At 63.3% G+C, this 23,625-nt stretch carries 23 protein-coding genes; 13 read left to right on the plus strand and 10 right to left on the minus strand.

The genetic code is table 11. The annotated features are described in order from the left end of the window. Positions 1-27 precede the first annotated feature (27 nt). Positions 28-339: a DUF2288 domain-containing protein gene (locus ABEH27_RS24460; RefSeq protein ID WP_346616038.1), complete on the minus strand. Its 312-nt coding sequence runs from the start codon at positions 337-339 to the stop codon at positions 28-30. Positions 340-698: 359 nt separating this feature from the next. On the opposite strand from ABEH27_RS24460, the gene ABEH27_RS24465 reads away from it, so the two are divergent. The 7 genes from ABEH27_RS24465 to ABEH27_RS24495 all read left to right on the plus strand — a co-directional run bounded on the left by ABEH27_RS24465 (position 699) and on the right by ABEH27_RS24495 (position 8,221). Further along, complete coding sequence (locus ABEH27_RS24465; protein WP_346616039.1) at positions 699-1,814, plus strand: branched-chain amino acid ABC transporter substrate-binding protein; 1,116 nt, start codon at positions 699-701, stop codon at positions 1,812-1,814. A 185-nt stretch (positions 1,815-1,999) separates the two neighbouring features. Further along, positions 2,000-2,923 carry a high-affinity branched-chain amino acid ABC transporter permease LivH gene (gene livH / locus ABEH27_RS24470; protein WP_003254876.1) on the plus strand — a complete coding sequence of 308 codons (924 nt, stop codon included), beginning with the start codon at positions 2,000-2,002 and terminating at the stop codon, positions 2,921-2,923. After that, positions 2,920-4,176, plus strand: a complete 1,257-nt coding sequence (locus tag ABEH27_RS24475) for a high-affinity branched-chain amino acid ABC transporter permease LivM (RefSeq protein ID WP_346616040.1) — start codon at positions 2,920-2,922, stop codon at positions 4,174-4,176. The genes livH and ABEH27_RS24475 overlap by 4 nt, the downstream gene beginning before the upstream one ends. Beyond that, complete coding sequence (gene livG / locus ABEH27_RS24480) at positions 4,173-4,940, plus strand: high-affinity branched-chain amino acid ABC transporter ATP-binding protein LivG (protein ID WP_019473322.1); 768 nt, start codon at positions 4,173-4,175, stop codon at positions 4,938-4,940. Before ABEH27_RS24475 ends, livG begins: the two co-directional genes overlap by 4 nt. After that, on the plus strand, positions 4,941-5,642 hold the full coding sequence (locus ABEH27_RS24485; protein ID WP_016498257.1) for an ABC transporter ATP-binding protein: 702 nt from the start codon (positions 4,941-4,943) through the stop codon (positions 5,640-5,642). It abuts the gene before it with no gap. A 193-nt stretch (positions 5,643-5,835) separates the two neighbouring features. Beyond that, positions 5,836-6,510 (plus strand): hypothetical protein, encoded by a 675-nt coding sequence (locus tag ABEH27_RS24490; protein WP_346616041.1) that lies wholly within the window; start codon positions 5,836-5,838, stop codon positions 6,508-6,510. Between the two features lie 103 nt (positions 6,511-6,613). After that, the gene (locus ABEH27_RS24495; protein WP_346616042.1) at positions 6,614-8,221 is read left to right on the plus strand and encodes an NAD(P)/FAD-dependent oxidoreductase; all 1,608 of its coding nucleotides are present in this window, start codon (positions 6,614-6,616) and stop codon (positions 8,219-8,221) included. A gap of 73 nt (positions 8,222-8,294) precedes the next feature. Here the strand turns inward: ABEH27_RS24495 and ABEH27_RS24500 are convergent, their stop codons facing one another. The 6 genes from ABEH27_RS24500 to dinG form a co-directional block, all read right to left on the minus strand. After that, complete coding sequence (locus ABEH27_RS24500) at positions 8,295-8,759, minus strand: glycine zipper 2TM domain-containing protein (RefSeq protein ID WP_033702633.1); 465 nt, start codon at positions 8,757-8,759, stop codon at positions 8,295-8,297. A gap of 197 nt (positions 8,760-8,956) precedes the next feature. Beyond that, positions 8,957-9,604, minus strand: coding sequence for a pyridoxamine 5'-phosphate oxidase (pdxH, locus tag ABEH27_RS24505; protein WP_346616043.1), 648 nt, complete (start codon positions 9,602-9,604; stop codon positions 8,957-8,959). 19 nt (positions 9,605-9,623) lie between these two features. Then, on the minus strand, positions 9,624-10,613 hold the full coding sequence (locus ABEH27_RS24510) for an OmpA family protein (protein ID WP_346616044.1): 990 nt from the start codon (positions 10,611-10,613) through the stop codon (positions 9,624-9,626). Between the two features lie 99 nt (positions 10,614-10,712). Then, on the minus strand, positions 10,713-11,858 hold the full coding sequence (locus ABEH27_RS24515; RefSeq protein ID WP_346616045.1) for a serine hydrolase domain-containing protein: 1,146 nt from the start codon (positions 11,856-11,858) through the stop codon (positions 10,713-10,715). A gap of 106 nt (positions 11,859-11,964) precedes the next feature. Next, positions 11,965-14,232, minus strand: coding sequence for a beta-galactosidase (locus tag ABEH27_RS24520; protein WP_346616046.1), 2,268 nt, complete (start codon positions 14,230-14,232; stop codon positions 11,965-11,967). An 81-nt stretch (positions 14,233-14,313) separates the two neighbouring features. Continuing rightward, positions 14,314-16,458 (minus strand): ATP-dependent DNA helicase DinG, encoded by a 2,145-nt coding sequence (gene dinG / locus ABEH27_RS24525; protein WP_346616047.1) that lies wholly within the window; start codon positions 16,456-16,458, stop codon positions 14,314-14,316. Between the two features lie 98 nt (positions 16,459-16,556). Here dinG and ABEH27_RS24530 point away from each other — a divergent pair, with 98 nt between their 5' ends. Continuing rightward, the gene (locus tag ABEH27_RS24530) at positions 16,557-17,021 is read left to right on the plus strand and encodes a CopD family protein (protein WP_346616048.1); all 465 of its coding nucleotides are present in this window, start codon (positions 16,557-16,559) and stop codon (positions 17,019-17,021) included. 16 nt (positions 17,022-17,037) lie between these two features. Here the strand turns inward: ABEH27_RS24530 and ABEH27_RS24535 are convergent, their stop codons facing one another. The 3 genes from ABEH27_RS24535 to ABEH27_RS24545 form a co-directional block, all read right to left on the minus strand. Next, complete coding sequence (locus ABEH27_RS24535) at positions 17,038-17,310, minus strand: DUF1145 domain-containing protein (RefSeq protein ID WP_346616049.1); 273 nt, start codon at positions 17,308-17,310, stop codon at positions 17,038-17,040. 20 nt (positions 17,311-17,330) lie between these two features. Next, positions 17,331-18,044: an OmpA family protein gene (locus ABEH27_RS24540; RefSeq protein ID WP_346616050.1), complete on the minus strand. Its 714-nt coding sequence runs from the start codon at positions 18,042-18,044 to the stop codon at positions 17,331-17,333. Positions 18,045-18,131: 87 nt separating this feature from the next. Then, positions 18,132-18,830, minus strand: coding sequence for an OmpA family protein (locus tag ABEH27_RS24545; protein ID WP_346616051.1), 699 nt, complete (start codon positions 18,828-18,830; stop codon positions 18,132-18,134). Positions 18,831-18,978: 148 nt separating this feature from the next. Here ABEH27_RS24545 and ABEH27_RS24550 point away from each other — a divergent pair, with 148 nt between their 5' ends. The 5 genes from ABEH27_RS24550 to ABEH27_RS24570 all read left to right on the plus strand — a co-directional run bounded on the left by ABEH27_RS24550 (position 18,979) and on the right by ABEH27_RS24570 (position 23,264). Then, on the plus strand, positions 18,979-19,473 hold the full coding sequence (locus tag ABEH27_RS24550) for a DUF6231 family protein (RefSeq protein WP_346616052.1): 495 nt from the start codon (positions 18,979-18,981) through the stop codon (positions 19,471-19,473). A gap of 2 nt (positions 19,474-19,475) precedes the next feature. After that, complete coding sequence (locus ABEH27_RS24555) at positions 19,476-19,952, plus strand: YchJ family protein (RefSeq protein ID WP_346616053.1); 477 nt, start codon at positions 19,476-19,478, stop codon at positions 19,950-19,952. A gap of 2 nt (positions 19,953-19,954) precedes the next feature. Continuing rightward, on the plus strand, positions 19,955-20,431 hold the full coding sequence (locus ABEH27_RS24560) for an LEA type 2 family protein (protein WP_346616054.1): 477 nt from the start codon (positions 19,955-19,957) through the stop codon (positions 20,429-20,431). A 7-nt stretch (positions 20,432-20,438) separates the two neighbouring features. After that, a complete protein-coding gene (locus ABEH27_RS24565; RefSeq protein ID WP_012313055.1) occupies positions 20,439-20,642 on the plus strand; it encodes an SEC-C metal-binding domain-containing protein in 204 nt (67 codons plus the stop codon). 180 nt (positions 20,643-20,822) lie between these two features. Then, complete coding sequence (locus ABEH27_RS24570) at positions 20,823-23,264, plus strand: penicillin acylase family protein (protein ID WP_346616055.1); 2,442 nt, start codon at positions 20,823-20,825, stop codon at positions 23,262-23,264. Positions 23,265-23,625 lie beyond the last annotated feature (361 nt).

Here is a 23,625-nt window from a genome sequence, read left to right on the forward strand (position 1 = left end):
CTGCGCATTTTCGCGCACTAAAAGCAATCAGTCCTGTTTCAAGCCCTTCAGCTGAATCACGATGAACGGTGAAACCACCACTGCCCAGATCTCTGGATCGCGGGTTTGCAGGTCGAGTGCCTGCTCGGCCGTGACCGGCCCGACGGTGCCATCACTACGCCATTTGGCGAAGATCTCGCCGCGATTCTCGGCCATTGCTTCGGCAACGGCGATCAGGTCCAGGCTGGGGTCGACCCAAATCAGGTCACCCTTGGCCCAGAAACGCTCCAAAGCCTTCCACTCGATAATTGCCGTCTCGCCGAGCAATTTGGCATAGAGGGTGCTTGTTTGATCAGTCATGGGTGCTTACCCGTAAAAATCGGCCAATAAAAAGGCCGGCATTTTTGCAGAAAAACCCGGTTTCAAATACGTAATTTGGTCGATTGGCCCATAACTTGTGGGGTGGGGCCGAAGATGCAGGCAAATTGATGGCGCTATTCTGTATCTTTGTGTCGATCATGCGACAACCCTGGAGATAGGCACTTTTCGCCCGCTTTTCAAGCGCTCGAACAGCGCTCTACACTGTACCGGTACAGTTCCGGGACATGTTCCGGGGGAAGGTGGGCATGCAGTGTGGCGTGGCCATACCGCAAATCCCGCCCGGTCTGTAGCCCTGGCCGCCAGGACTATAAGAATTACAACAGAATGAGTGGAGCACTATGATCAAGATTTCCAAGCTGTTCGCCGCAATGGTTCTGGCAGGGGTAGCCAGCCATTCGTTTGCCGCCGATACCATCAAGATCGGCATCGCCGGTCCGAAGACGGGCCCTGTGACCCAGTACGGCGACATGCAGTTCATCGGCGCCAAACAGGCCATCAAGGACATCAACGCCAAGGGCGGCGTCGATGGCAAAATGCTTGAAGCCAAGGAATACGACGACGCGTGCGACCCTAAACAGGCCGTGGCAGTCGCCAACAAAGTGGTCAACGACGGTGTCAAGTTCGTCATTGGCCACCTGTGCTCCAGCTCTACCCAGCCTGCGTCCGACATCTACGAAGACGAAGGCGTGATCATGATCACCCCCGCCGCCACCAGCCCGGAAATCACCGCGCGTGGCTACAAAATGATCTTCCGTACCATCGGCCTGGACAGCGCCCAGGGCCCAGCGGCCGGCAACTACATCGCCGACCACGTCAAGCCGAAGGTTGTTGCCGTCCTGCACGACAAGCAGCAGTACGGTGAAGGCATCGCCACCGCGGTCAAGCAGACCCTCGAAAGCAAAGGCACCAAGGTTGCCGTGTTCGAAGGCCTGAACGCCGGTGACAAAGACTTCTCCTCGATCATCCAGAAGCTCAAGCAGAACAACGTCGACTTCGTCTACTACGGCGGCTACCACCCAGAGCTGGGCCTGATCCTGCGCCAGGCTCAGGAAAAAGGCCTGAAAGCCAAGTTCATGGGCCCAGAGGGCGTAGGCAACGACTCGATCTCGCAGATCGCCCAGAACGCCTCCGAAGGCCTGCTGGTCACCCTGCCGAAGTCGTTCGACGCCGATCCTGAAAACAAGGCCATCGTCGACGCCATCAAGGCTGACGGCAAAGACCCGAGCGGCCCGTTCGTGTTCCCGGCCTACTCGGCTGTCCAACTGATCGCCGAAGGCATCAAAGCGGCCAAGTCCGAAGACGCCGAGAAGGTGGCAGAAGCCATCCACGCCGGTACCTTCAAGACCCCGACCGGCGAGCTGTCGTACGACGCCAAAGGCGACCTGAAAGACTTCAAGTTCGTGGTCTACGAATGGCACTTCGGCAAGCCGAAGACCGAAGTCTCCCCTCAGTAACTGCGTGACTAAATAGCTGACCTACGAGCCCACTGTGCGAGCAGTGGGCTTTGTTTTATGAGGTTCATGGACCTGATTCCCGCGATCCGGGGGCCAGTCCACCTGAAAATCTTAAAACCGTCACCCGCGGTTTCCTGGCCTACCCCCGCCAGCGAAATGCAAATCAGGTTTTTAGGAGCGCTGTAATGCCTGAGATCTACCATTTCTTCCAACAACTGGTTAATGGATTGACCATCGGCAGCACCTATGCCTTGATCGCCATCGGCTACACGATGGTGTACGGCATCATTGGCATGATCAACTTCGCCCACGGCGAGGTGTACATGATCGGTTCCTACGTGGCCTTCATCGCCCTGGCGGGCCTGGCCATGATGGGTATCCATTCGCTGCCGATCCTGATGACCGTTGCCTTCGTCGCGACGATCTTCGTCACCAGTGCCTATGGCTACAGCATCGAACGGGTTGCCTACCGCCCCCTGCGTAACAGCAACCGCCTGATCCCGCTGATCTCCGCCATCGGCATGTCGATTTTCCTGCAGAACACCGTGTTGCTTTCGCAAGACTCCAAGGACAAATCCATCCCCAACCTGATCCCCGGGAGCTTCTCCTTCGGGCCGGGCGGGGCTGAAGAAGTCCTGATTTCCTACATGCAGGTTCTGGTGTTCGTGGTCACCCTGGTAGCCATGACCCTGCTCACCCTGTTCATCTCCCGATCCCGCCTCGGGCGCGCCTGCCGTGCCTGCGCCGAAGACATCAAGATGGCCAACCTGCTGGGCATCAACACCAACAACATCATCGCCCTGACCTTCGTCATCGGTGCCGCGCTGGCGGCCGTGGCGGCCGTGCTGCTGAGCATGCAGTACGGCGTGATCAACCCCAACGCCGGTTTCCTGGTGGGCCTGAAGGCCTTTACCGCGGCGGTACTGGGTGGCATCGGCAGCATTCCGGGCGCCATGCTCGGCGGGCTGGTGCTGGGCGTGGCCGAAGCCTTTGGCGCCGACATCTTCGGCGACCAGTACAAGGACGTGGTGGCATTCGGTCTGTTGGTTCTTGTCCTGCTGTTCCGGCCGACCGGCATTCTGGGCCGCCCGGAGGTTGAAAAAGTATGAACAGAAATCTCAAACAGGCGTTCTTCAGCGCCTTGCTGGTCTGGGCCGTGGCCTTCCCGGTACTGGGCCTGAAACTGAGCATCGACGGCATCAGCCTGGCGGTGCACAGCCAGGGCTCGTTCACCATCAGCATCATCGCCGTGTGCTCGGTGCTGATGTTCCTGCGCGTGCTGTTCGACAAGCAGTGGAGCTCGGTGATGAGCCGCCGCTCGGACCGCAAGCTGATCCCGCCGGCGGTAAGCAACTACCTGACCCTGCCCAGAACCCAGCGCTACGTGATCATCGGCTTGATCGTCGCAGCCCTGGTGTGGCCGTTCTTCGGCTCGCGCGGTGCGGTCGACATCGCCACGCTGATCCTGATCTACGTGCTGCTGGGCCTGGGCCTGAACATCGTGGTAGGCCTTGCCGGCTTGCTCGACCTGGGTTACGTAGGCTTCTATGCCGTGGGCGCGTACAGCTATGCGATGCTCTCGCACTACCTGGGCTGGAGCTTCTGGGTCTGCCTGCCAATCGCCGGGCTGATGGCCGCCACCTTCGGCTTCCTGCTTGGCTTCCCGGTGCTTCGCCTGCGCGGTGACTACCTGGCGATCGTGACCCTCGGTTTCGGTGAGATCATCCGCCTGTTCCTGCGCAACCTCACCGACTGGACCGGCGGCCCCAACGGCATCAGCAACATCCCCAAGCCGGAGTTCTTCGGCCTGACCTTCGAGCGCCGTGCAGCCGAGGGGATGCAGACCTTCCACGAGTTCTTCGGGCTGCAATACAACTCGATCAACAAGGTCATCTTCCTTTACCTGGTGGCCCTGCTGCTGGCCCTGCTGGCGCTGTTCGTCATCAACCGCCTGCTGCGCATGCCCATCGGCCGTGCCTGGGAAGCGCTGCGTGAAGACGAGATCGCCTGCCGTGCGCTGGGCCTGAACCCAACCATCATCAAGCTCTCGGCCTTCACCCTCGGTGCCTGCTTCGCCGGTTTCGCCGGCAGCTTCTTCGCCGCGCGCCAGGGCCTGGTCACTCCGGAGTCGTTTACCTTCATCGAGTCGGCGATCATCCTCGCCATCGTCGTGCTGGGCGGCATGGGCTCACAACTGGGCGTGATTCTCGCGGCCATCGTGATGATCCTGCTGCCCGAGCTGATGCGTGAGTTCAGCGAATACCGGATGCTGATGTTCGGTGCGCTGATGGTGTTGATGATGATCTGGCGTCCGCAAGGCTTGCTGCCTATGCAACGTCCACACATGGAGCTGCATCGATGAGCCGTGAAATTCTGCAAGTCAGCGGCCTGAGCATGCGCTTCGGCGGCTTGTTGGCGGTCAACGGCGTGGCCCTGACCGTCAAGGAAAAGCAAGTGGTGGCACTGATCGGCCCGAACGGCGCCGGCAAGACCACCGTATTCAACTGCCTGACCGGCTTCTACAAGCCCAGCGGTGGCACCATCCTGCTCGACGGCCAGCCCATCCAGGGCCTGGCCGGCCACCAGATCGCCCGCAAGGGCGTGGTGCGGACCTTCCAGAACGTGCGCCTGTTCAAAGAGATGACCGCGCTGGAGAACCTGCTGATCGCCCAGCACCGCCACCTCAACACCAACTTCTTCGCCGGCCTGTTCAAGACCCCGAGCTTCCGCCGCAGCGAGAAGGAGGCCATGGAGCGCGCCCAGTACTGGCTGGAAAAGGTCAACCTGACCGAATTCGCCAACCGCACCGCCGGCACCCTCGCCTACGGCCAGCAACGCCGCCTGGAAATCGCCCGCTGCATGATGACCCAGCCACGGATCATCATGCTCGACGAACCGGCAGCCGGCCTGAACCCGAAGGAAACCGAGGACCTCAAGGCACTGATCGCCTACCTGCGCGAGTCGCACAACGTCACCGTGCTGCTGATCGAGCATGACATGAAGCTGGTGATGAGCATTTCCGACCACATCGTCGTCATCAACCAGGGCACGCCCCTGGCCAACGGCACGCCGGAGGAAATTCGCGACAACCCTGACGTGATCAAAGCCTACCTGGGGGAAGCGTAAATGCTGAAGTTCGAAAACGTTTCCACGTTCTACGGCAAGATCCAGGCGCTGCACAGCGTCAACGTCGAGATCAACCAGGGCGAGATCGTCACCCTGATCGGCGCCAACGGGGCCGGCAAGTCGACCTTGCTGATGACCCTGTGCGGCTCGCCGCAGGCGCACAGCGGCAGCATCAAGTACCTGGGTGAAGAGCTGGTCGGCCAGCCGTCCTCGCACATCATGCGCAAGAGCATCGCCGTGGTCCCCGAAGGCCGCCGCGTGTTTGCCCGCCTGACCGTCGAGGAAAACCTCGCCATGGGCGGCTTCTTCACCAACAAGGGTGACTATCAGGAGCAACTGGACAAGGTCCTGCAGCTGTTCCCGCGGCTGAAGGAGCGTTACATCCAGCGCGGTGGCACCATGTCTGGCGGCGAACAGCAGATGCTCGCCATCGGCCGGGCGCTGATGAGCAAGCCCAAGCTGCTATTGCTCGACGAGCCGTCGCTGGGCCTGGCACCGATCATCATCCAGCAGATCTTCGACATCATCGAACAGCTGCGCCGCGATGGCGTGACGGTGTTCCTGGTGGAGCAGAACGCCAACCAGGCGCTGAAAGTCGCTGACCGGGCCTATGTGCTGGAGAACGGTCGGGTGGTGATGCAAGGTACTGGTGAGGCACTGCTGACTGATCCGAAAGTACGTGACGCCTACCTGGGTGGTTGATCATCGCCACTCGTGAAAGGGCCTTCGGGCCCTTTTTTCTGCCTGTGACACGGCACCGTTTTCAGCACTTGCGCGATCTCTGCAGGAGCGGGCTTGCCCGCGAAGAGGCCCATAAGGCAATCGAAGACTTGTGATCCCCACCCAGCCTGAGTACCGTGGCCAGCTCTTTTGCAAGATTCCCGGAGCCCGCCCCATGCGCCTCAGCCCTTCACTGCTGCTCACTGCCCTGCTGCCCCTGTTCGCCGGCTGCCAGCTCATGGCAGACAAGCCAAGCGACCCGAACATCGGCACCACGCGCATGCAGGGCGAACTGAGTGCAGGTGGCGGCCAGTTGCTGTTCAAACCCTGCAACGAACCCCGGCGCTTCGTGATCAGGGACGTTGCCGGCACCGGGATTCTGCAGGAAGCCGCCAACCTGGCCGACGACGCCGGCGACAAACTGTTCGCCGACGTGCGCGGGCGTCTCACCGGCAGCAAGCAGGCCAACAACGACGGCCAACTGGACGTAAGCCGCCTGTACCGCCTGGAAGCCTCTACCCGCGCCTGCGAAGACCCTAACTTCAAACAGTTGACCCTGCGCGCCGGTGGCCATGAGCCGGAGTGGGACATCAAGGCCAGTGGCAAGGGCATGGTGCTCAACCGCGTGGGCAAAGAGCCGTTGCCACTGCCTTTCCTTGAAGAGGAAGTGCCTGGCGGTGGCCTGACCCTGAGCAGCGAGGCCAACGGCCAGCATGTGGAGCTGTGGGTCGCTCCGCAGCGCTGCGTCGATGGTGCCAACGGTGCCGTGCGCCACCTGCGCGCCGAACTGCGCATCGATGGCCAGACCTTGAAGGGCTGCGGTTATTACGGCGGCGCACGCGACAACTGATCGCCGGGCATTTTTATCCTGCCAGTCAGGGCGGCGAACAGCTTATACTTGGCGGTTTGTGTAAAGCCGCCGGCCGCCCATGGCCGGGATACTGGACCCTGCCATGCTACGAATCACCGAACTGAAGCTGCCCCTGGACCATCCCGACGAAGCACTGCGCGAAGCGATCGTTCAGCGCCTGGGCATCAGCGACGAGCAACTGCTCAGCTTCAATCTGTTCAAGCGCAGCTACGATGCGCGCAAGAAGAACAGCGAACTGCTGTTCATCTACACCATCGACCTCGAAGCCAGCAACGAAGCCGAGCTGCTGAGCAAGTTCGCTGACGATCACAACATCAGTGTCGCCCCGGATGTCACCTACAAGTACGTCGGGCAAGCGCCGGCCGACCTGCAGGCGCGCCCGATCGTGGTCGGCTTCGGCCCATGCGGCATCTTCGCAGGCCTGCTGCTGGCACAGATGGGCTTCAAGCCGATCATCCTCGAGCGTGGCAAGGAAGTGCGCCAGCGGACCAAGGACACCTGGGGCCTGTGGCGCAAGAGTGTGCTCAACCCCGAGTCCAACGTGCAGTTCGGCGAAGGCGGCGCCGGGACGTTCTCCGATGGCAAGCTGTACAGCCAGATCAAGGACCCGCTGCACCACGGCCGCAAGGTGCTGGAAGAGTTCGTCAAAGCCGGCGCGCCGGACGAGATCCTGTACATCAACAAGCCGCACATCGGCACCTTCCGCCTGACCGGCATGGTCGAGCAGATGCGCCAGGACATCATCGCCCTGGGCGGTGAAGTGCGCTTCGAGCAGAAGGTCACCGACCTGCTGCTGGCCGATGGCCAACTGAGCGGTGTGGTGCTGGAAAGCGGCGAGCAACTGCAGTCGCGCCATGTGGTGCTGGCCCTGGGCCACAGCGCCCGCGATACCTTCCGCATGCTCCACGCCAAGGGCGTGTACATGGAAGCCAAGCCGTTCTCCGTGGGCTTCCGTATCGAGCACCCGCAAACGCTGATCGACAAGGCGCGGCTAGGCAAGTATGCAGGCCACCCGAAGCTCGGCGCCGCCGACTACAAGCTGGTGTACCACGCCAAGAACGGCCGCTCGGTGTACAGCTTCTGCATGTGCCCCGGCGGTACTGTGGTGGCCGCCACCAGTGAACCCGGCCGCGTCGTCACCAATGGCATGAGCCAGTATTCGCGTAACGAGCGCAATGCCAACTCCGGCATCGTGGTCGGCATCGACCCTGAGCGTGACTACCCGGGCGGCCCGCTGGCGGGCATCGAGCTGCAGGAACGCCTGGAGGCACATGCCTATGTGATGGGGGGCAGCAACTACCAGGCACCGGCGCAGCTGGTCGGCGATTTCGTTGCCGGCAAGCCTTCCACCGCCCTCGGTAGCGTCGAGCCTTCGTACAAGCCCGGGGTTACGCTGGGCGACCTGGCGCCGAGCCTGCCGGACTTCGCCATCGAAGCCATCCGCGAGGCACTGCCAGCGTTCGATCGGCAGATCAAAGGTTACAACCTGCATGATGCAGTGCTGACCGGGATCGAGACGCGCACCTCTTCGCCGCTGCGCATTACCCGCGGTGCCGATTACCAGAGCCTGAATGTCAAAGGGCTGTTCCCGGCCGGCGAAGGCGCCGGGTATGCCGGTGGGATTCTCTCGGCCGGCGTCGATGGCATTCGCATTGCCGAGGCGGTCGCGCGGGATATGCTCGGGCTTTAAGCCTGTAGCGCCGGTACAGACACACGAAACCCCGAACTGGCGAAACCGGTTCGGGGTTTTGTTTATTCAGCTATCAGTGAGAAACGCGGCTGGTACCGTCAACGGTCATGATGCGCACGCGCTCACCCACGCGGAAGATTTCGTTCTCCTGCACCGCCTGCACATAAGCGCGCATGCTGCCATCGTCCTCACGCACGGTGATCTCCACACCTTGGGTGCGGGTAATGCCTTCCTCAGCAGCGGAACCTGCCAGGCCACCGGCCACGGCGCCGATCACGGCCGCAACGATACTGCCGCGGCCGCCACCGACGGCGCTGCCGGCCACACCACCGACGATTGCGCCTGCACCACCGCCAATCGGCGTCTTGGTGCCTTCGATCTTGACTGGGCGCAGCGATTCGATAGTCCCCATGCGTACGGTCTGCACGCGACGGGCTTCATCACGGGAGTAGCTGTCGCCGGTGAGGCTGGAGGCACAGCCGCCCAGCAACAACGACATGGTGGTGAAGGTCGCCACCAGCAAAGCGGATTTACGCATGGGTAAAGTCTCCATAAGTCAGGTGTCCATTAGACGCTGCACCTCGACGGCTGTCACGGCATCGGAGCAATAAAATTATTTCCGTTCAGCTACGGTACAGTCTTCGAGCCAGGCTTGAAGACTTTGACAGAGGATAGTCGGGGATTACTGCATCGGTGTTGAGGCGGGGATGGGGCCGCAGCGCAGCCCCTTGCATTTCAGGGGGCCAGGCGCTCGCGCAGCCACTGCCCCTCGACCAACCGATAATTCAGGCGGTCGTGCAGGCGGCTTGCCCGCCCTTGCCAGAACTCGATGCGCTCGGGCAGCAGACGATAGCCGCCCCAATGCTCCGGACAATGTGGCTGGGTGTCGGAGAACCGAGCCTCGGTGGCTTTCACCAGACCTTCCAGTTCTTCGCGCCCGGCAATCACCCGGCTCTGCGGGGAGGCCCAGGCGCCCAGGCGGCTACCCAGCGGCCGCACCTGGTAATAGTCATCCGACTCCTTGGCCGTGACCTTCTCCACCCGCCCCTCGATCCGCACCTGGCGCTCCAGCGCCGGCCAGAAGAAGGTCATGGCAGCGAAAGGGTTGGCTTGCAATTGCTGCCCTTTGGCGCTGTCGTAGTTGGTGAAAAAGGTGAAGCCTCGCTCATCGAGCCCTTTGAGCAGCAACACGCGGCAATGCGGACGCCCTTCACCATCAACCGTGGCGATGGTCATGGCATTGGCTTCCACTGGGGGCTGCTCGGTCTTTACCGCATCGGCGAACCACTGGTGAAACAGCGCGAACGGCTCGCCCGGGGCCTGGGCTTCCGCCAGGCCATCACGGGTGTAGTCGCGGCGCATATCGGCCAGGGATTGGGTCATGGCTGCGTTTCCTTGACGATCAGTTGGTCTTCGCAGGGGTGTTGGCAGCTACTTTCTTGTCAGCCGTAGCTTTCTTGGCAGCGGGCTTGGCCGGCGCGGCCTTTTTCTTCGCAGCAGTCTTGGCCGGCGCCTTGGCTTTGGCGGCTGGTTTTTTCGCAGCGGGTTTGGCGGCGGCCTTGGCGGCTGGCTTGCTCTCGGCAGCCTTGGCAGCAGGCGCCTTGGCATCCTGGACGGCGACCATCGAAGCCGGGGTTGGTGCCGGAGCGGCCTTCTGGTATTTGGCCATCAATGCCAGCATGGTGTTCTGCGGCGTCAGCAGCATTTCCACCCGGCGGTTCAGGGAACGGCCTTCGGCGCTGTCGTTGGCGGCGCGTGGCATTTCCGAGCCCATGCCCTTGAGCGACAGGCGGTCACGCTGCAGGCCGCTCAAGCGGAAGATCGCCGACACCGAGGCGGCGCGCTCCAGGCTGAGCTTCTGGTTGACAGCGGCTGCACCGCTGGTGTCGGCGTGGCCCAGTACCAGCACGGCGGTCTTGGTATCGCCCTCGACGGCCTTGGCCACGCGGGTGATCGGGCCGAGGGTCATCGGCAGCAGCATGTTCGGACGGTCCGGGTTGTAGGAACTGTCGGCTGGAATGGTGACCACCAGGACGTTCTCACGGCGCTCGAGCTCAAGTTTGCTGTCCTTGATCGCCTCGCGCAGTTTGGGCTCGTACTGGTCCAGCCAGGCCTGGGTGGCCTTTTCGTCGATTTTCGGCACGACCGGGCCCTTGGCCTGCTTGTCGTCACCACCGAATGGCCACCACCAGCGGCTGGCGCTCTCGGATTTGGCGTCGGCCTTGGCGACTTTCTCGGTGACGGCCTGCTTCACTTCCTGCTCGGCAACCTTGTCCGAACCGAACGGCCACCAGCTGCTGCTGGCACCCTTCGAAGCGTCCTGAGAATGGCTGGCGCAGCCGGTCACGGCGGTCAGGCACAGGGCCAGAGCTAAGGTTTTATGTGAAGACATCAGCGATACACCATGAAATAGAAAGGAATTTTGCCAACACATGTGAGGCGTTGGCATTGAGGATAGTCAAAGGGGTCGCGCAATACCCGCATTACCCGATCAAAGGCAAGTGCCAAGCACGCGCACCAGTTGCTGGGCTCTTGGGTCCATGAGCACGTAAGGGCCGAGGGTATTGACCACGAAACCGAAGGCGACGTCGTGCTCGGGGTCGGCAAAACCGACCGAGCCACCCGCCCCGGGATGCCCGAAGGCACGTGCGCCAAGGCCAAAGGTGGCGTTGGCCACGGTGGGCTGGTCAAGCATGCAACCCAGGCCGAAGCGGGTCTGGGTCAGCAGGGTACGGTCCTGGCCAAGGCTATGCTCACGCGTCAGCTCGTCGAGCAGTTCGGATTCGAGCAGGCTGCCGTCGAGCAAGCCGGCGTAGAAACCCGCCAGGCTGCGGGCGTTGCCATGGCCGTTGGCCGCCGGCTGCTGCATGCGCCGCCATTCGGGCTTGTTGGTGCTGGTGAGAATCGCCGGTGGGTTGGTGAACGCACGGGTCGACAGCGCCTCTGGCTCACGCATGGTCACCTGCAGCAGGCGCTGGGCGGCGGCATCGCCAGCATTGCCCTTGCCGCGTGCGATATGCGCCACGCGATCGAATTCTTGGTCAGCCAGGCCGACATGGAAGTCCAGCCCCAGTGGCCGTGCCGTGCGCGCAACGATCGACTCGCCCGGGCCCCGGCCATCTACGCGGCGGATCAGCTCACCGATTAGCCAGCCATAGGTGATGGCGGCGTAGCCGTGCTCGGTGCCCGGCGCCCACCACGGTGTCTCGGCCGCCAGGGCATCGACCATGGTTTGCCAGTCATACAGGGCCTCTGCAGGCAACAGCTCGCGGATGGCCGGCAAACCGGCGCGGTGGCTAAGCAGCTGGCGCAGGGTGACGGCCTCTTTGCCTGCCTGGGCAAACTCGGGCCAGTAGCGCGCCACCGGCGCGTCCAGGGCCAGCTTGCCCTCGCCCACCAGCTGCAGCGCGGTGACTGCGGTGAACGTCTTGGTGCAGGAGAACAGGTTGGCGATGGTATCGCTGTGCCAGGCCTGCTGGCCGTCCTTGTCGGCACTGCCCGCCCACAGGTCGATCACGGTCTCGCCACCCACCTGGATGCACAGCGCTGCGCCACGCTCCTGGGGATCATCGAACAATGCCGCGAACGCTTCGCGCACCGCCTCGAACTTCAGCTCATAGTGACCCTGGATCTGCACCCGCTGTTCTCCGTACGACCTTGCCGAAAATGGCGTGCATTGTTTCAGTAGTTGGCGGTTTTGCCTACTGGGCGAGGCCGTCTGGAGAAGAAGAAAGGCACCTTTTTCAGGGCGCCTCACTGGTCGCAGAGCCCGTGGTAGACGACCCTTCGTGCAACAAACCACTCAACTGACCAACGGCCTGCTGGTTGCTCTTGCGTACCGCTTCGACAAACCCCGGGTACGCCACATCGGTGATCGCCACCAAGCCCAGATGCCCGTTTTCGCCGTCGAGCAAGCGCCCGCTGGCCGGTTGATCGAGGTACTGGAACCAGTGCGCCCCAACGATCATGGGCTGCGCCAATGCAGCCTTGAGGAAGTTACCGTAGGCCGGCCCACGATCTTCTTCCCGTGCCACCTCCACCGGGCCTGGCCAGAACGGCCCGCGGTCACGGGAGCCGAACTGGAACTCGGACACCAGCACCGGCTTGTCCAGCTCGGCCAGGCGGGTGAAGTCGTAGCCGTCTTCAGGTTTGAGGGTATAGAAGTTGAAACTCAGCACATCGCAGAACTCAGCGCAGGCCTTGACCGCTTCTGGCGTGCTCACGGCAAAGCGGCCGCCCAGCAGCAGGTGGTTGGGCGCATGCCATTTCAGCGAGTCGGCAATGGTCTTGAAGTAGGTCTCGGCGAACACCTGCTGGAAATACTGGTAATCACGCTCGATTTCCGGGTGCTCGGGGTTGGGCAACGGCGCCTCGAAGCCTGGGTCTTCCATCAGCTCCCACGCCTGCAAGTCGATGCCCCAGGCCTTGGACAGCCCCTCATGGTTACGGTACTTGTCACGCAACTGCTTGAGGAAGGCGCGCTTGGCCGGCACATCGGTGGTCAGGCGAAGGGTGCCATAGGCCAGGCCGTAACGGGCCTTGGGGTCGCTGCCCGGTGCGCTCCAGGCCAGTTCGTTGTCGGCGAAATAACCCATCAGCCAAGGGTCATCACGGTGATCGCGGGCAGCGATGGCTACGGCGCGCTCGGTGGCCATGGCGAAACGCGGGTCGAACGGGTCGGGCATGCGGCCCCACCAATCCATGCCCGTGCTGATGCTGGCGTAGTCACCCACGATCGACAGTGGCAGCGTGTACGGCATGCGCTTGGCCTCGGCCAGGCCGGGATCGCTCCAGTTACCCAAGGTGTTGAAACCCCACGCCTGCAGACGGTCCAGCGTGTGCGCCTGCCAGCGGGCGGCATCCAGCACCAGCGGCGGGCACTGAGGTGCAGGCTGGCCTTCGACGGCAGCAGGGCACGGCTTGCCATAGGTGCGCTGAATGTTCGCAGCGTAGAAGTCGAACCAACGGCCTTTCTTGAAGCTGCGCCCTTGCGACGAAGCATTGCCGTCGTCGTTATTGCCTTCGCCGTAGAATGCCGTCAGCGCGTCACCTTCACCCGGCAGCTTGCTGAACATGCCCTCGCGGCCGGCGACATAGGTGCGCCCACCATCGGCGGCCACGGCATTCACGCCCAGCGAGTAGAACGGATGGCCGTCCGGGGTTACCAGGTACCAGCGGCCGTCGCGTTTCTCGGTGCGGAAAAAGCCTTTGGCCTCGAACGCCGGGCCTGCCAGCAGGCCACCGTAGCTGTCCAGCGGCTGCTTGCCGCGTTCGGCCAGCCAGGCCTTGAGCTGTTGCTGCTCGCGGCTATCGGCGGCCTTGAGCTGCTCGTCGTTGACGATCTTCTCGGGCCAGCGGCCACGGCTGAACTGGCCGTAGCCGTCGATCAATTGCTGATAGGCCGCCTGGTAGGCGAGGTTGTCATCCTGAATGCCTACTTTTTCGATGAGCAGGTTCTGCGCCACCTTGGGGCTGGGAATGCTCAGGCTGATCGAAGCCACCTGCTTGAGGTCAACCTCCCCGGCGCTGTTGCTCAAGAGCACGCGCTGGCCTTCATGAACCCAAGGCATCGGTGGGCCGGCGCGCATCCCCTGGCTCAGCGGCGAGCTGGCCTTGAGCGGCACCATCACCGTCTGTGCAGGCCCCGCCGGCAGGTCGATGCGGCTGGTCAGGGTGCGGCCGTCACTGCTCTGCACCGTGACATCCACGGTCAGCGCCCAGTCCATGGCACTTTGCAGGCGCAAGGTCAGGAACTGCCCGGCGGACCAGTCCCAGCCACCGCTCTGTGGGCTCAGGCGCAAGGTCGGTCGCTCGACCGGGTTGAACACCACCCGCCGCAACACCTCACCTTCGGTGGTCTGTTCTGCGTTGTACTGCGGCATGCCGGTGCCCTCGGTGGCCACATTGACGACCGAGGCAGGGCGCACGAAGCTGAACAGCGTCTGCTGCCCAGCCAGCAAGGGTGTGCTCAACAACAGAGTGAGAACAGCGGGCAAGGTGCGGCGGATCATAGGGTTCAGGCTCTCCTTCCAGGCCCTCATGAGCCCGCGACAGAGTGATGGACAACGGGCCGGCGCTTCGTGCTCCGGCCGTCAGGAAATCTCCCGCCGGAAGGGCGGCAGCGCATTGAGAATAGCCTTGCCGTAGCGCTGGGTGACCAGACGCCGATCAAGCAAGGTGATGACACCACGGTCCTGCTCGGTACGCAGCAGGCGACCGCAGGCCTGAATCAGTTTCAACGAGGCATCGGGCACGGCAATTTCCATGAAGGGGTTACCGCCACGGGCTTCGATCCACTCGGCCAGGGCCGCCTCGACCGGGTCGTCCGGCACGGAGAAGGGGATCTTGGCGATCACCACGTGTTCGCAGTAGGCGCCCGGCAGGTCGACACCCTCGGCGAAACTGGCCAGGCCGAACAGCACGCTGTGCTGGCCATCGTCGACCCGCGCCTTGTGCTTGTTCAGGGTTTCCTGCTTGGACAGGTTGCCCTGGATCAGTACCAGCTTGCGCCAGTCACGGTCCAGGCCGTCGAACACTTCCTGCATCTGCTTGCGCGAGGAAAACAGCACCAGCGCACCGCGGGCATCTTCGACGATGTTCGGCAGCTCGCGGATGATCGCCGCAGTATGCGCCGCCGCATCACGCGGGTCGGCCTTGAGGTCGGGGACGCGCAGCAGGCCGGCATCACCATGCACGAACGGGCTGGGAACCACACAGGTTACCGCGTCGCGGGGCAGGCCCGAACGCATGCGGAAACGGTCGAACTTGCCCAGCGCGGTGAGCGTTGCCGACGTCACCAGCGCGCCATGGGCAACGCTCCACAGGCTACGGCGCAGCATCTCGGCTGCCAGAATCGGGCTGGCGTTGACCTCGATATCGAACAGCGCACCGCTTTCAGCCAGGGTCAGCCAGCGGGCCATGGGCGGGCTGTCTTCCGGGTCTTCGGCAGTAAAGGCGGTCCACAGCTCCCAGTTACCCTGAGCACGGGTCACCAGGCTGCCGAACAAGGGGTACCACTCTTCGGCCTGATGGCTGGCGATACCGATGTTGACCTCACCGTCCATACCTTCCTTGAGCAGGTCGGCCAGGCGGGTAAACAGGTCGTTGAGGCGAGAAAACCCCTTTTTCAGCTCGATTCCGACTTCGCGGATCTGCTCGGGCACCACGCCGCCCTCGAAGCGGTAGCGCGGGCGCTCCCGGCCTTCGACGTCTTCGCTGGGGCGGAAGTCGGCGACTTGTTCGCACAAGGTGAACATGAACTGTTGCTGGGTGCGGATTTCCCGCGCCAGCTCCGGCACCTGCTCGATCAGCTTGCCAAGGTCACCCGGCAACGGATGCTGGGCCAGCAGCTTGGTCAGGTTCTTGGCAGTCTGCTCCAGCCAGTCGGCAGTAGAGCGCAGGCGTGAATAGTGGGCGAAGTGGCCGATGGCCTTGTCTGGCAGGTGGTGGCCTTCGTCGAACACGTACATGGTGTCGCGCGGGTCGGGCAGCACTGCACCGCCGCCCAGTGCAAGGTCAGCCAGGACCATGTCGTGGTTGGTGACGATGACATCGACCTTGCCCATGCCTTCACGGGCCTTGTAGAACACGCACTGCTGGAAGTTCGGGCAGTGCCGGCCGGTGCATTGGCTGTGGTCGGTGGTCAGGCGCGCCCAGTCCTGGTCTTCAAGGGTTTCTGACCAGCTGTCACGGTCGCCGTCCCAACGGTTGCCGGCGAGCTTCTCGATCATGCTGTTGAACAGCTTCTGGCTGCGTTCGTCGACCTCGATGTGGAAGCCCTCTTCCTCGAACAGCTGGGCAGTGGCCGATTGTGCGTGGCCCTCCTGCAGCAGGACGTCGAGCTTGGACAGACACAGGTAGCGGCCGCGCCCCTTGGCCAGGGCGAAGCTGAAGTTCAGGCCGCTGTTGCGCATGAGGTCGGGCAGGTCCTTGAAGACGATCTGCTCCTGCAGCGCCACGGTGGCGGTGGCGATCACCAGGCGCTTGCCGGCAGCCTTGGCAGCCGGGATCGCGGCCAGGCTGTAGGCGACCGTCTTGCCGGTACCGGTACCCGCCTCTACGGCCACCACGGCAGGCTCGCCGGCGCGGCGGCCTTCATCGTCGCAGGCGATGTCGCCGAGCACTTTGGCCACTTCGGCGATCATCAGGCGCTGGCCATAGCGCGGCTTGAGGCTCTTGGCTTCGAGAAAACGCGAGTAGGCGCCCTGGATGGTGGCTTTGAGTTCGTTGCTGATCATGGTCTGCAGGCGCCCGAAGGGCTGGATATATTTTCAGTGTTTCGCATGGGGCGGCTATCATACCCCGCTATTGCCCTTTGTGCCGCATGGAGATCCGGATGCTTGCCTTTGCCCTGCCCTACACACTGCATGTTCTTGCCGCCCTAGTCTGGGTGGGTGGCATGTTCTTCGCCTGGCTGGTGCTGCGCCCGGCAACGGTTGCGGCCCTTGAAGGGCCTGCCCGGCTGCGGCTGTGGGTGGAAGTTTTCCGACGCTTCTTCGTCTGGGTCTGGCTGGCGGTGGCGATCTTGGCGATAAGTGGTATCGGCATGTTGCACATGCGATTCAGTGGCTTCGAGACCGCCCCCCGCTATGTGCAGGTGATGATGGGAGGCGGCATCGCGATGTTCGCGCTGTTCATGCGCATCCAGGCGCTGTTGCTGCCAGAACTCAAGGCAGCGGTGCAGGCCGAGGACTGGCCGGCAGGCGCTGCCGCGCTGGGGCGGATCCGGCGCATGGTCGGCGTCAACCTCCTGCTGGGCTTGGCGGTGGTGGCAGTGGCCAGCTTGCGCTTACCGCTCTAGGCTGGCCACACCGGTGTCAGCGCCGCGACAGCTCAGGCTGCCGCGGTATGGACATGACATGGAATATCCCCGTCAGCAGGATCTGCAGGCGGTCAAACCAACGGTGGCTGCGCCCACGCAAACTGCCGTTGAAAAACAGCACTTCAAGCACGTGCAGCCCCAGCAGCGCAATGCCCGCCGCATTGATCAGCAGGTTGAAGGGCAGCGGCTGCGGCATCAGCTGGTTGAACAGCACCACGCCCCAGAAAGCGATGGTCAAGCACTTGCCCAGGCCCAGAATGAACTTCATCAGCCACTCCTGTTGCGTCGTCAATTGAGGTGCAGGTCTACCCGCCGGTTATGCGCGCGGCCCTCTTCGGTGTCGTTTTCCGCTACCGGCTCGCTTGCACCCCGGCCTTCGCTGGTGACCTTCTGCGGTGCCAGGCCCTGGCTGATCAGGTATTCGGCGACACTGGCGGCACGCCGCTCGGAGAGTGCCTGGTTGTAACTGGCCGAGCCGACGTTGTCGGTGTGGCCTACCACCTTGATGCGCGACACCCCTAACTCGTTCAGCCTCGGCAGCAGGCTTTGCAGCCGTTGCTGGCTGCCCGTCGTCAGGTCGGCAGAATTGAAGGCGAACATCACCTGGCCCTGATCGTCGAGGGAGATCACTTCGGGCTGAGGCTCGGGTGCAGGCTGGCTGGGCGGGTACTGTGGCAGCGGGCAACCCATGTGGTTGACGGCTGTGCCGGCTGGCGTATCGGGGCAGCGGTCTCGGCGGTCGAAGACGCCATCATCATCTTCGTCACCGTCCTGGGCGTAGCAGATCAAACCCCCGGCGATCGCACCCAGGGCGCCGCCTCCAGCAGCCCAGCTCGAGCTTTCGATGGCGCCCAGGCCACCGCCCGCCAGGCCGCCCAGCAGGCTGCAGATGGGCCAAGTCCTTTGATTGAGGGGCGCACTGCCGTCACTGTGGGTGGCGCAGCCTGCAAGCAGGCTGGAAACCACCAGCAACGGCAGCGCCGCCTTTGACATGACACTCATGATGAATGCTCCTGTGTCGTTGGCCGCAACCGGCCTACAGGAGTAAAGACGCGCCCGCGCCACTTCTCAAGGTGCGGGCGCAAGCCGTCAGCGCTGGATCTTGATCTCGGTGCGACGGTTCATCGAACGCCCATCGGCTGTGGCGTTGTCTGCCACCGGCTGGGTTTCACCGGCGCCGACCACCGATACGAAGCTGGCGCGCGGCACACCGCTCTGGACCAGGTAATCGGTTACCGAGTGGGCACGGCGCTCGGACAGTTTCTGGTTATAGCTGTCGGAGCCAACGCTGTCGGTGTGGCCCGTAACGCTCAGGCGGGCGCTCGGTGCTTCCTGTTTGAGGCGCGTGGCGATGGTGTTCAGGCGTTCCTTGTCGGCTGCCGTCAGCCGTGCCGAGTCGAATTCGAAGTGCACGTCACGGATGACGATGACTTCTTCCTTCTGTACCACCACTTCCTCGACCACTGGCGCCGGCGCCGGCTCAGGCGGGCAACCATTGGCATCGACCTGCACGCCACGTGGCGTACCCGGGCACTTGTCACGGCTGTCCGGCACGCCATCGCCATCTTCGTCACCGTCGCCATGCGCCCAGCAATAGCCCGCAGCCAGGCCACCGCCAAGCAACGCGCCCCAACCGGCCCAACTGGAACTTTCGATGGCGCCCAACGCGGCACCGCCCACACCCCCGACGGCAGCACACTTCGGCCAGTCGGTTTTTTGCAAACCTGCACAACCAGTCAACACACTGGTGAGCAGTACCAGGGGTAACGCTGTGCGTACTATGCTCATTTTGTAGCTTCTCCTAGGGGGAATCGGCATAAGGCCGATCTCTGGGAGTAAAGACCGTGCCTTTCATCCCTGCCAGCAATAAGCCACATGCCGCTTTGCCCGCGACCAACAGCCCGTTAGTCTTGAGATACCTGAACGAGGAATGGCAATGACCGACGGTTTTTCCCAACGCACACCGCAGCAGGCCCTGGCGGCCCTGCTCGAGCGCTTCATCCCGCAACGCCTGCTGCTGGTAGGCACCCGCTTCCCGGCCTTGGACGCATTTGCCCAGGCTCACCCGCAGGTGACCATCGAGGTCTGCTCGCCTGGTGCTCTGCCGGCGCACATTGCCGCACAGCGCTTCGACCTGGCCGTGCTGGTGGACTGCCTGGAACACCTGCCCAAACGGGCTGGCCTGGAACTGCTGGGCGGCATCCGCAACCTCAACGCCAGCCGCGTCGCGGTGCTTGCCGACCTGCGTGCCAGTGGCTGGCAGGACACCGATTTTTTTGCCCTGGCCCTGTCGGCCAGCGAGAAATTCCGCCGCGACGAGCAGGTGCTCAGCTTGTTCACCTATGATCTACATGATTACAAGCAGGTCCCGGACTGGTTGAACGCCAGGTTCTGGGCCAACCCTGAAAACTTCGGCAAGTACTGGTGGTGATGATGAGTGTCTCGGTTTGCCCTTGTGGCAGCGGTAACCTGCTGGACGCCTGTTGCGGGCACTACCACGCCGGAACCCCGGCACCGGATGCGCAGACATTGATGCGTTCGCGCTACAGCGCTTACGTGCTGGGCCTTATCGATTATCTGGTCGCCACCACCCTGCCGGCTCAACAGGCCGGGCTGGACCGCGCCGCCATGGCCGCCTGGAGCGCGCAAAGCACCTGGTTGGGGTTGGAAGTGGAGAACGCCGAGGTACTGGGAGGCCAACCCGAGCATGCCTTCGTCACCTTCATTGCGCGCTGGCATGACCAGGAGGGCGACCACCAGCACCGCGAGCGGTCCGCCTTCGTGCAGCACGACAGGCGCTGGTTCTTCATCGACCCGACGGTCGAGCTCAAGGCGGGCCGCAACGACCCCTGCCCCTGCAGCAGCGGGCAGAAGTTCAAGAAATGCTGCGCCAGCTACGTCGGTAACTGACCATGATCGCCCTGGCCCGCACGCTCATGCTTGGCACCCTGCTGGCACTGCAGACGGGCTGTGCACTATGGGGTGGCGACGACTGGCGTGCGCCCCAGGTGCATCTGGTCGAGGTCGAGACGGTCAAGGCGCGCTTGCTTGAGCAGGAATTCGTGTTGCACGTGCGTATCGAAAACCCTGACGACAGCCGTCTGTTCATTCGCAACTTGAGCTATTCGATCTGGCTCAACGACCTGCTCCTGGCAGAAGACCAGGCCAGCATCTGGCGCAGCGTCGGTGGCCACGCCCGGCGCACCTTCAAGATCACCGCGCGGACCAACCTGTGGAAACAGCTCAAGCCGTTGGCCAAGTTGCTCAAAAGTGAGCAAACGCTGCACTACCGCTTGCAGGGTGAACTGGCGACCGGCCTGCTCATCCACCGGGACCTGCACATATCGCGCAGTGGTGAGATAATGCCCGGCGATTTCATACCGGAGTAACCCTGCAATGACCCAACAACCCCACGTTCATGGCCCTGACTGCAACCACGGTCACGATCATCACCACGATCACGACCACGGCCATGTGCACGGCCCGCATTGCAACCACGGCCACCAGGAGCCGGTTCGCAACGCCCTGAAGGACGTCGGCCGCAACGACCCATGCCCGTGTGGCAGCGAGAAGAAATTCAAGAAGTGCCACGGGGCTTGATACGGCTTGAATGCTGCGGTGCGGCGTAAATCGAGCGCCGCCCGCGCGGCGCTCGATCTCATGTACAAAAAACAACCCAGGACTAGCACCAAAGCCCCAATCCCCAGGCGCCGAAAACCCATCGGCATGCTAACTTAGCGCCAATCAAAACCCCCGCCTCGCCTTGCAGGAGCCCTTGTCATGGCCGCCCCCGTCCTTCCTCCCTTCCGCCCGCGGTTCGCCACCGCTGCCACGCTGCTTGGCATGCTCGGGCTTGCCGGTTGCCAGATGGGCGGCTACCAGGACAGTGTGCCACCGACAACCGGCGTGCAACCGCTCAAAGGGCTGGCGCAAAACGTTTCGGTTCGCCGCAACGCCATGGGCGCGCCGCTGATCGAAACCAGCAACTTCCACGACGCCCTGTTCAGCCTGGGTTACGTGCATGCCGGTGACCGCATCGAGCAGATGCTCGCCATGCGCCTGCTCGCCCAAGGCCGCCTGGCAGAAATGGCGGGCAGCGACGCACTGGACATCGACCGCCTGATGCGCGCCGCCAATCTCAAACAGAATGCTACCCAGCTGTATGCGGACGCCTCGCCACGGCTCAAGCGCTTCTTCGAAGTCTATGCCCGGGGCGTCAACGCCTACCTGTTCCGCTATCGCGACAAGTTGCCGGCCAACCTCGCCAGCAGCGGCTACCGCCCGGAATACTGGAAGCCCGAAGACTCGGCATTGATCTTCAGCCTGTATGCCTTCAGCCAGTCGGTGAACCTGCAGGAAGAGCTCAGCGCCCTGACCTTGGCGCAAAAGGTGGGCAGCGACAAATTACCCTGGTTGCTGCCCGGCGCACCGGATGAACCGCTTGCCGACGCCGAGATGGAAAAACTCAAAGGCCTGAACCTGGCTAGCCAGCTGCCGGGCTTGGCTACGCTCGCTGCGGCTAGCCAGAAGCTCGCCGACCTTGACCTGCTCGGCAGCCCCGGCTCGGCGAACCTGGCACTGGGCCCGCAACGCAGCCGCAGCGGCAAGAGCCTGCTGGCCAGCGACAGCCGGGCAGCCTGGGCCTTGAGCCCGGTACAGATCCACACCAGCAAGTACCAGGTGGCTGGGCTGTCACTGCCGGGGCTGCCCATCGTCCTGGCAGGTTACAACGGCAAACTGGCCTGGAGCAGCAGTGCAGTGATGGCCGACAACCAGGACCTGTACCTGGAACAACTGCGCCATCAGGGCAGCCAGCTCAGCTACCTGGCCGATGGCAAATGGCTGCCCGCCCGCGCGCGCACCGAAACCTTTTTCGTCCGCGGCCAACGCCCGCAGCGCGAAGTGATGTACGACACCCGCCACGGCACCCTGCTCTCGCAGCCGGGCAATGCCAGCCTGGGCCTGGCGCTGAACCTACCGCAGCTCAAGGGCGACCGAAGCCTTGATGCGCTGTTCGACCTGACCCGGGCAAAAAACGTCGAGCGCGCGTTCGACAGCACGCGCGAGATCGGTGCTGCCGCGCTCAACTTCGTGTTCGCCGAACCTGAACACATTGGCTGGCAGGTCAGCGGCCGCTACCCGAACCGCCGCGAAGGCCAGGGCCTGCTGCCATCGCCTGGCTGGGACGGGCGTTTTGACTGGGACGGCTATGCCGACCCGATGCTGCACCCCTATGACCAGGACCCGCCAGCCGGCTGGATCGGCCACGCCAATCAGCGCAGCCTGCCGCGTGGCTACGGCATGCAACTGTCCAACACCTGGTACTACCCGGAGCGCGCCGAACGTCTGGGCCAACTGGCCGGCAATGGCCGCCACGACAGCCGCAGCCTGATGGCCCTGCAGAACGACCAGGTGACGCTGCTGGCCGACAAGCTCAAGCAGATGTTCGATGCGCCCGGCATGGCCCAGCCGCTCAAACAGGCCATCGACGCCCTGCCTGGTGCCCAGCGCGACAAGGCCCGCGATGCGCTGGCCCGATTGAAAGCGTTCGACGGCCGCCTGAGCCCGGTCTCGGCAGATGCGGCGCTGTATGAACTGTTCCTGCAGGAGGTCGCGCGCCAGACTTTCCTCGATGACCTCGGCCCGGAATCCAGCCCAGCCTGGCAGGCGTTCGTCAGCAACGCCCGGCTGTCCTATTCGGCCCAGGCCGACCACTTGCTTGGCCGCGAAGACAGCCCGTTCTGGGATGACCGCAACACGCCGCAGAAGGAAGACAAACCGGCCATTCTCGCCCGTAGCCTGGCGGCGGCGGTGGATGCAGGTACCGCCCAACTGGGCAGCGACCGCCGCGCCTGGCAATGGGGCAAGCTGCACCAGTACCGCTGGCCAGCCCCGGCCTACCACGGCCTGGGCGATGCCCTCAGCCGCTCGCCGCTGGCGGCCGGCGGTGATTTCAGCACCCTGGCCCTGACGCCTTATGCCTGGGGCAGCGATTTCGACACCCGCCTGCCGGCCTCGGCACGCATGATCGTCGACTTTGGCCAGGCCGAACCGCTGCAGGTGCTGACCAGCAATGGCCAGTCAGGCAACCCGGCCAGCGGGCATTACAGTGATGGGCTGGATGCCTGGTTCAAAGGGCGGTTCATGAGCCTGCCGTTGCAGCCGCAGAATTTTGCGCGGGCTTATGGGAGCCAGCGGTTGACGTTGGTGCCTGGTAGGTAACTGGGAATAATGGCGGCAGGGCTGTGATGTGCTCGCCTTTGGCCTTCCAGGGGGTTTGAGATCGAGCGCCGCCCGCGCGGCGCATCGCGGGCAAGCCCGCTCCTACATTTGTTGCAACGCGCCGTTCCAGCCAGGCCATGGTTGTTCGCCTTGGCGAATGGCTGAAGACAGGTGGGGCGGCGGCAGCGCCAGCCGAAAAATCGCGCCGTACCAACAAGGCTGACAACTATGGCCTATCAGGCCATGGCACGTTGCAACAAATGTAGATACCGTCTTGACCCTCACCCTGCAAGAGCGATTTTGGGATCAAACGGTATCCCCGACTTCACCACCCCGTAAACCAGGTGCAGCAGCTTGCGCA

It is taken from the genome of Pseudomonas sp. P39-UII1 (genome assembly GCF_039672635.1).
In the GTDB taxonomy this organism is placed as follows: Bacteria; Pseudomonadota; Gammaproteobacteria; order Pseudomonadales; family Pseudomonadaceae; genus Aquipseudomonas.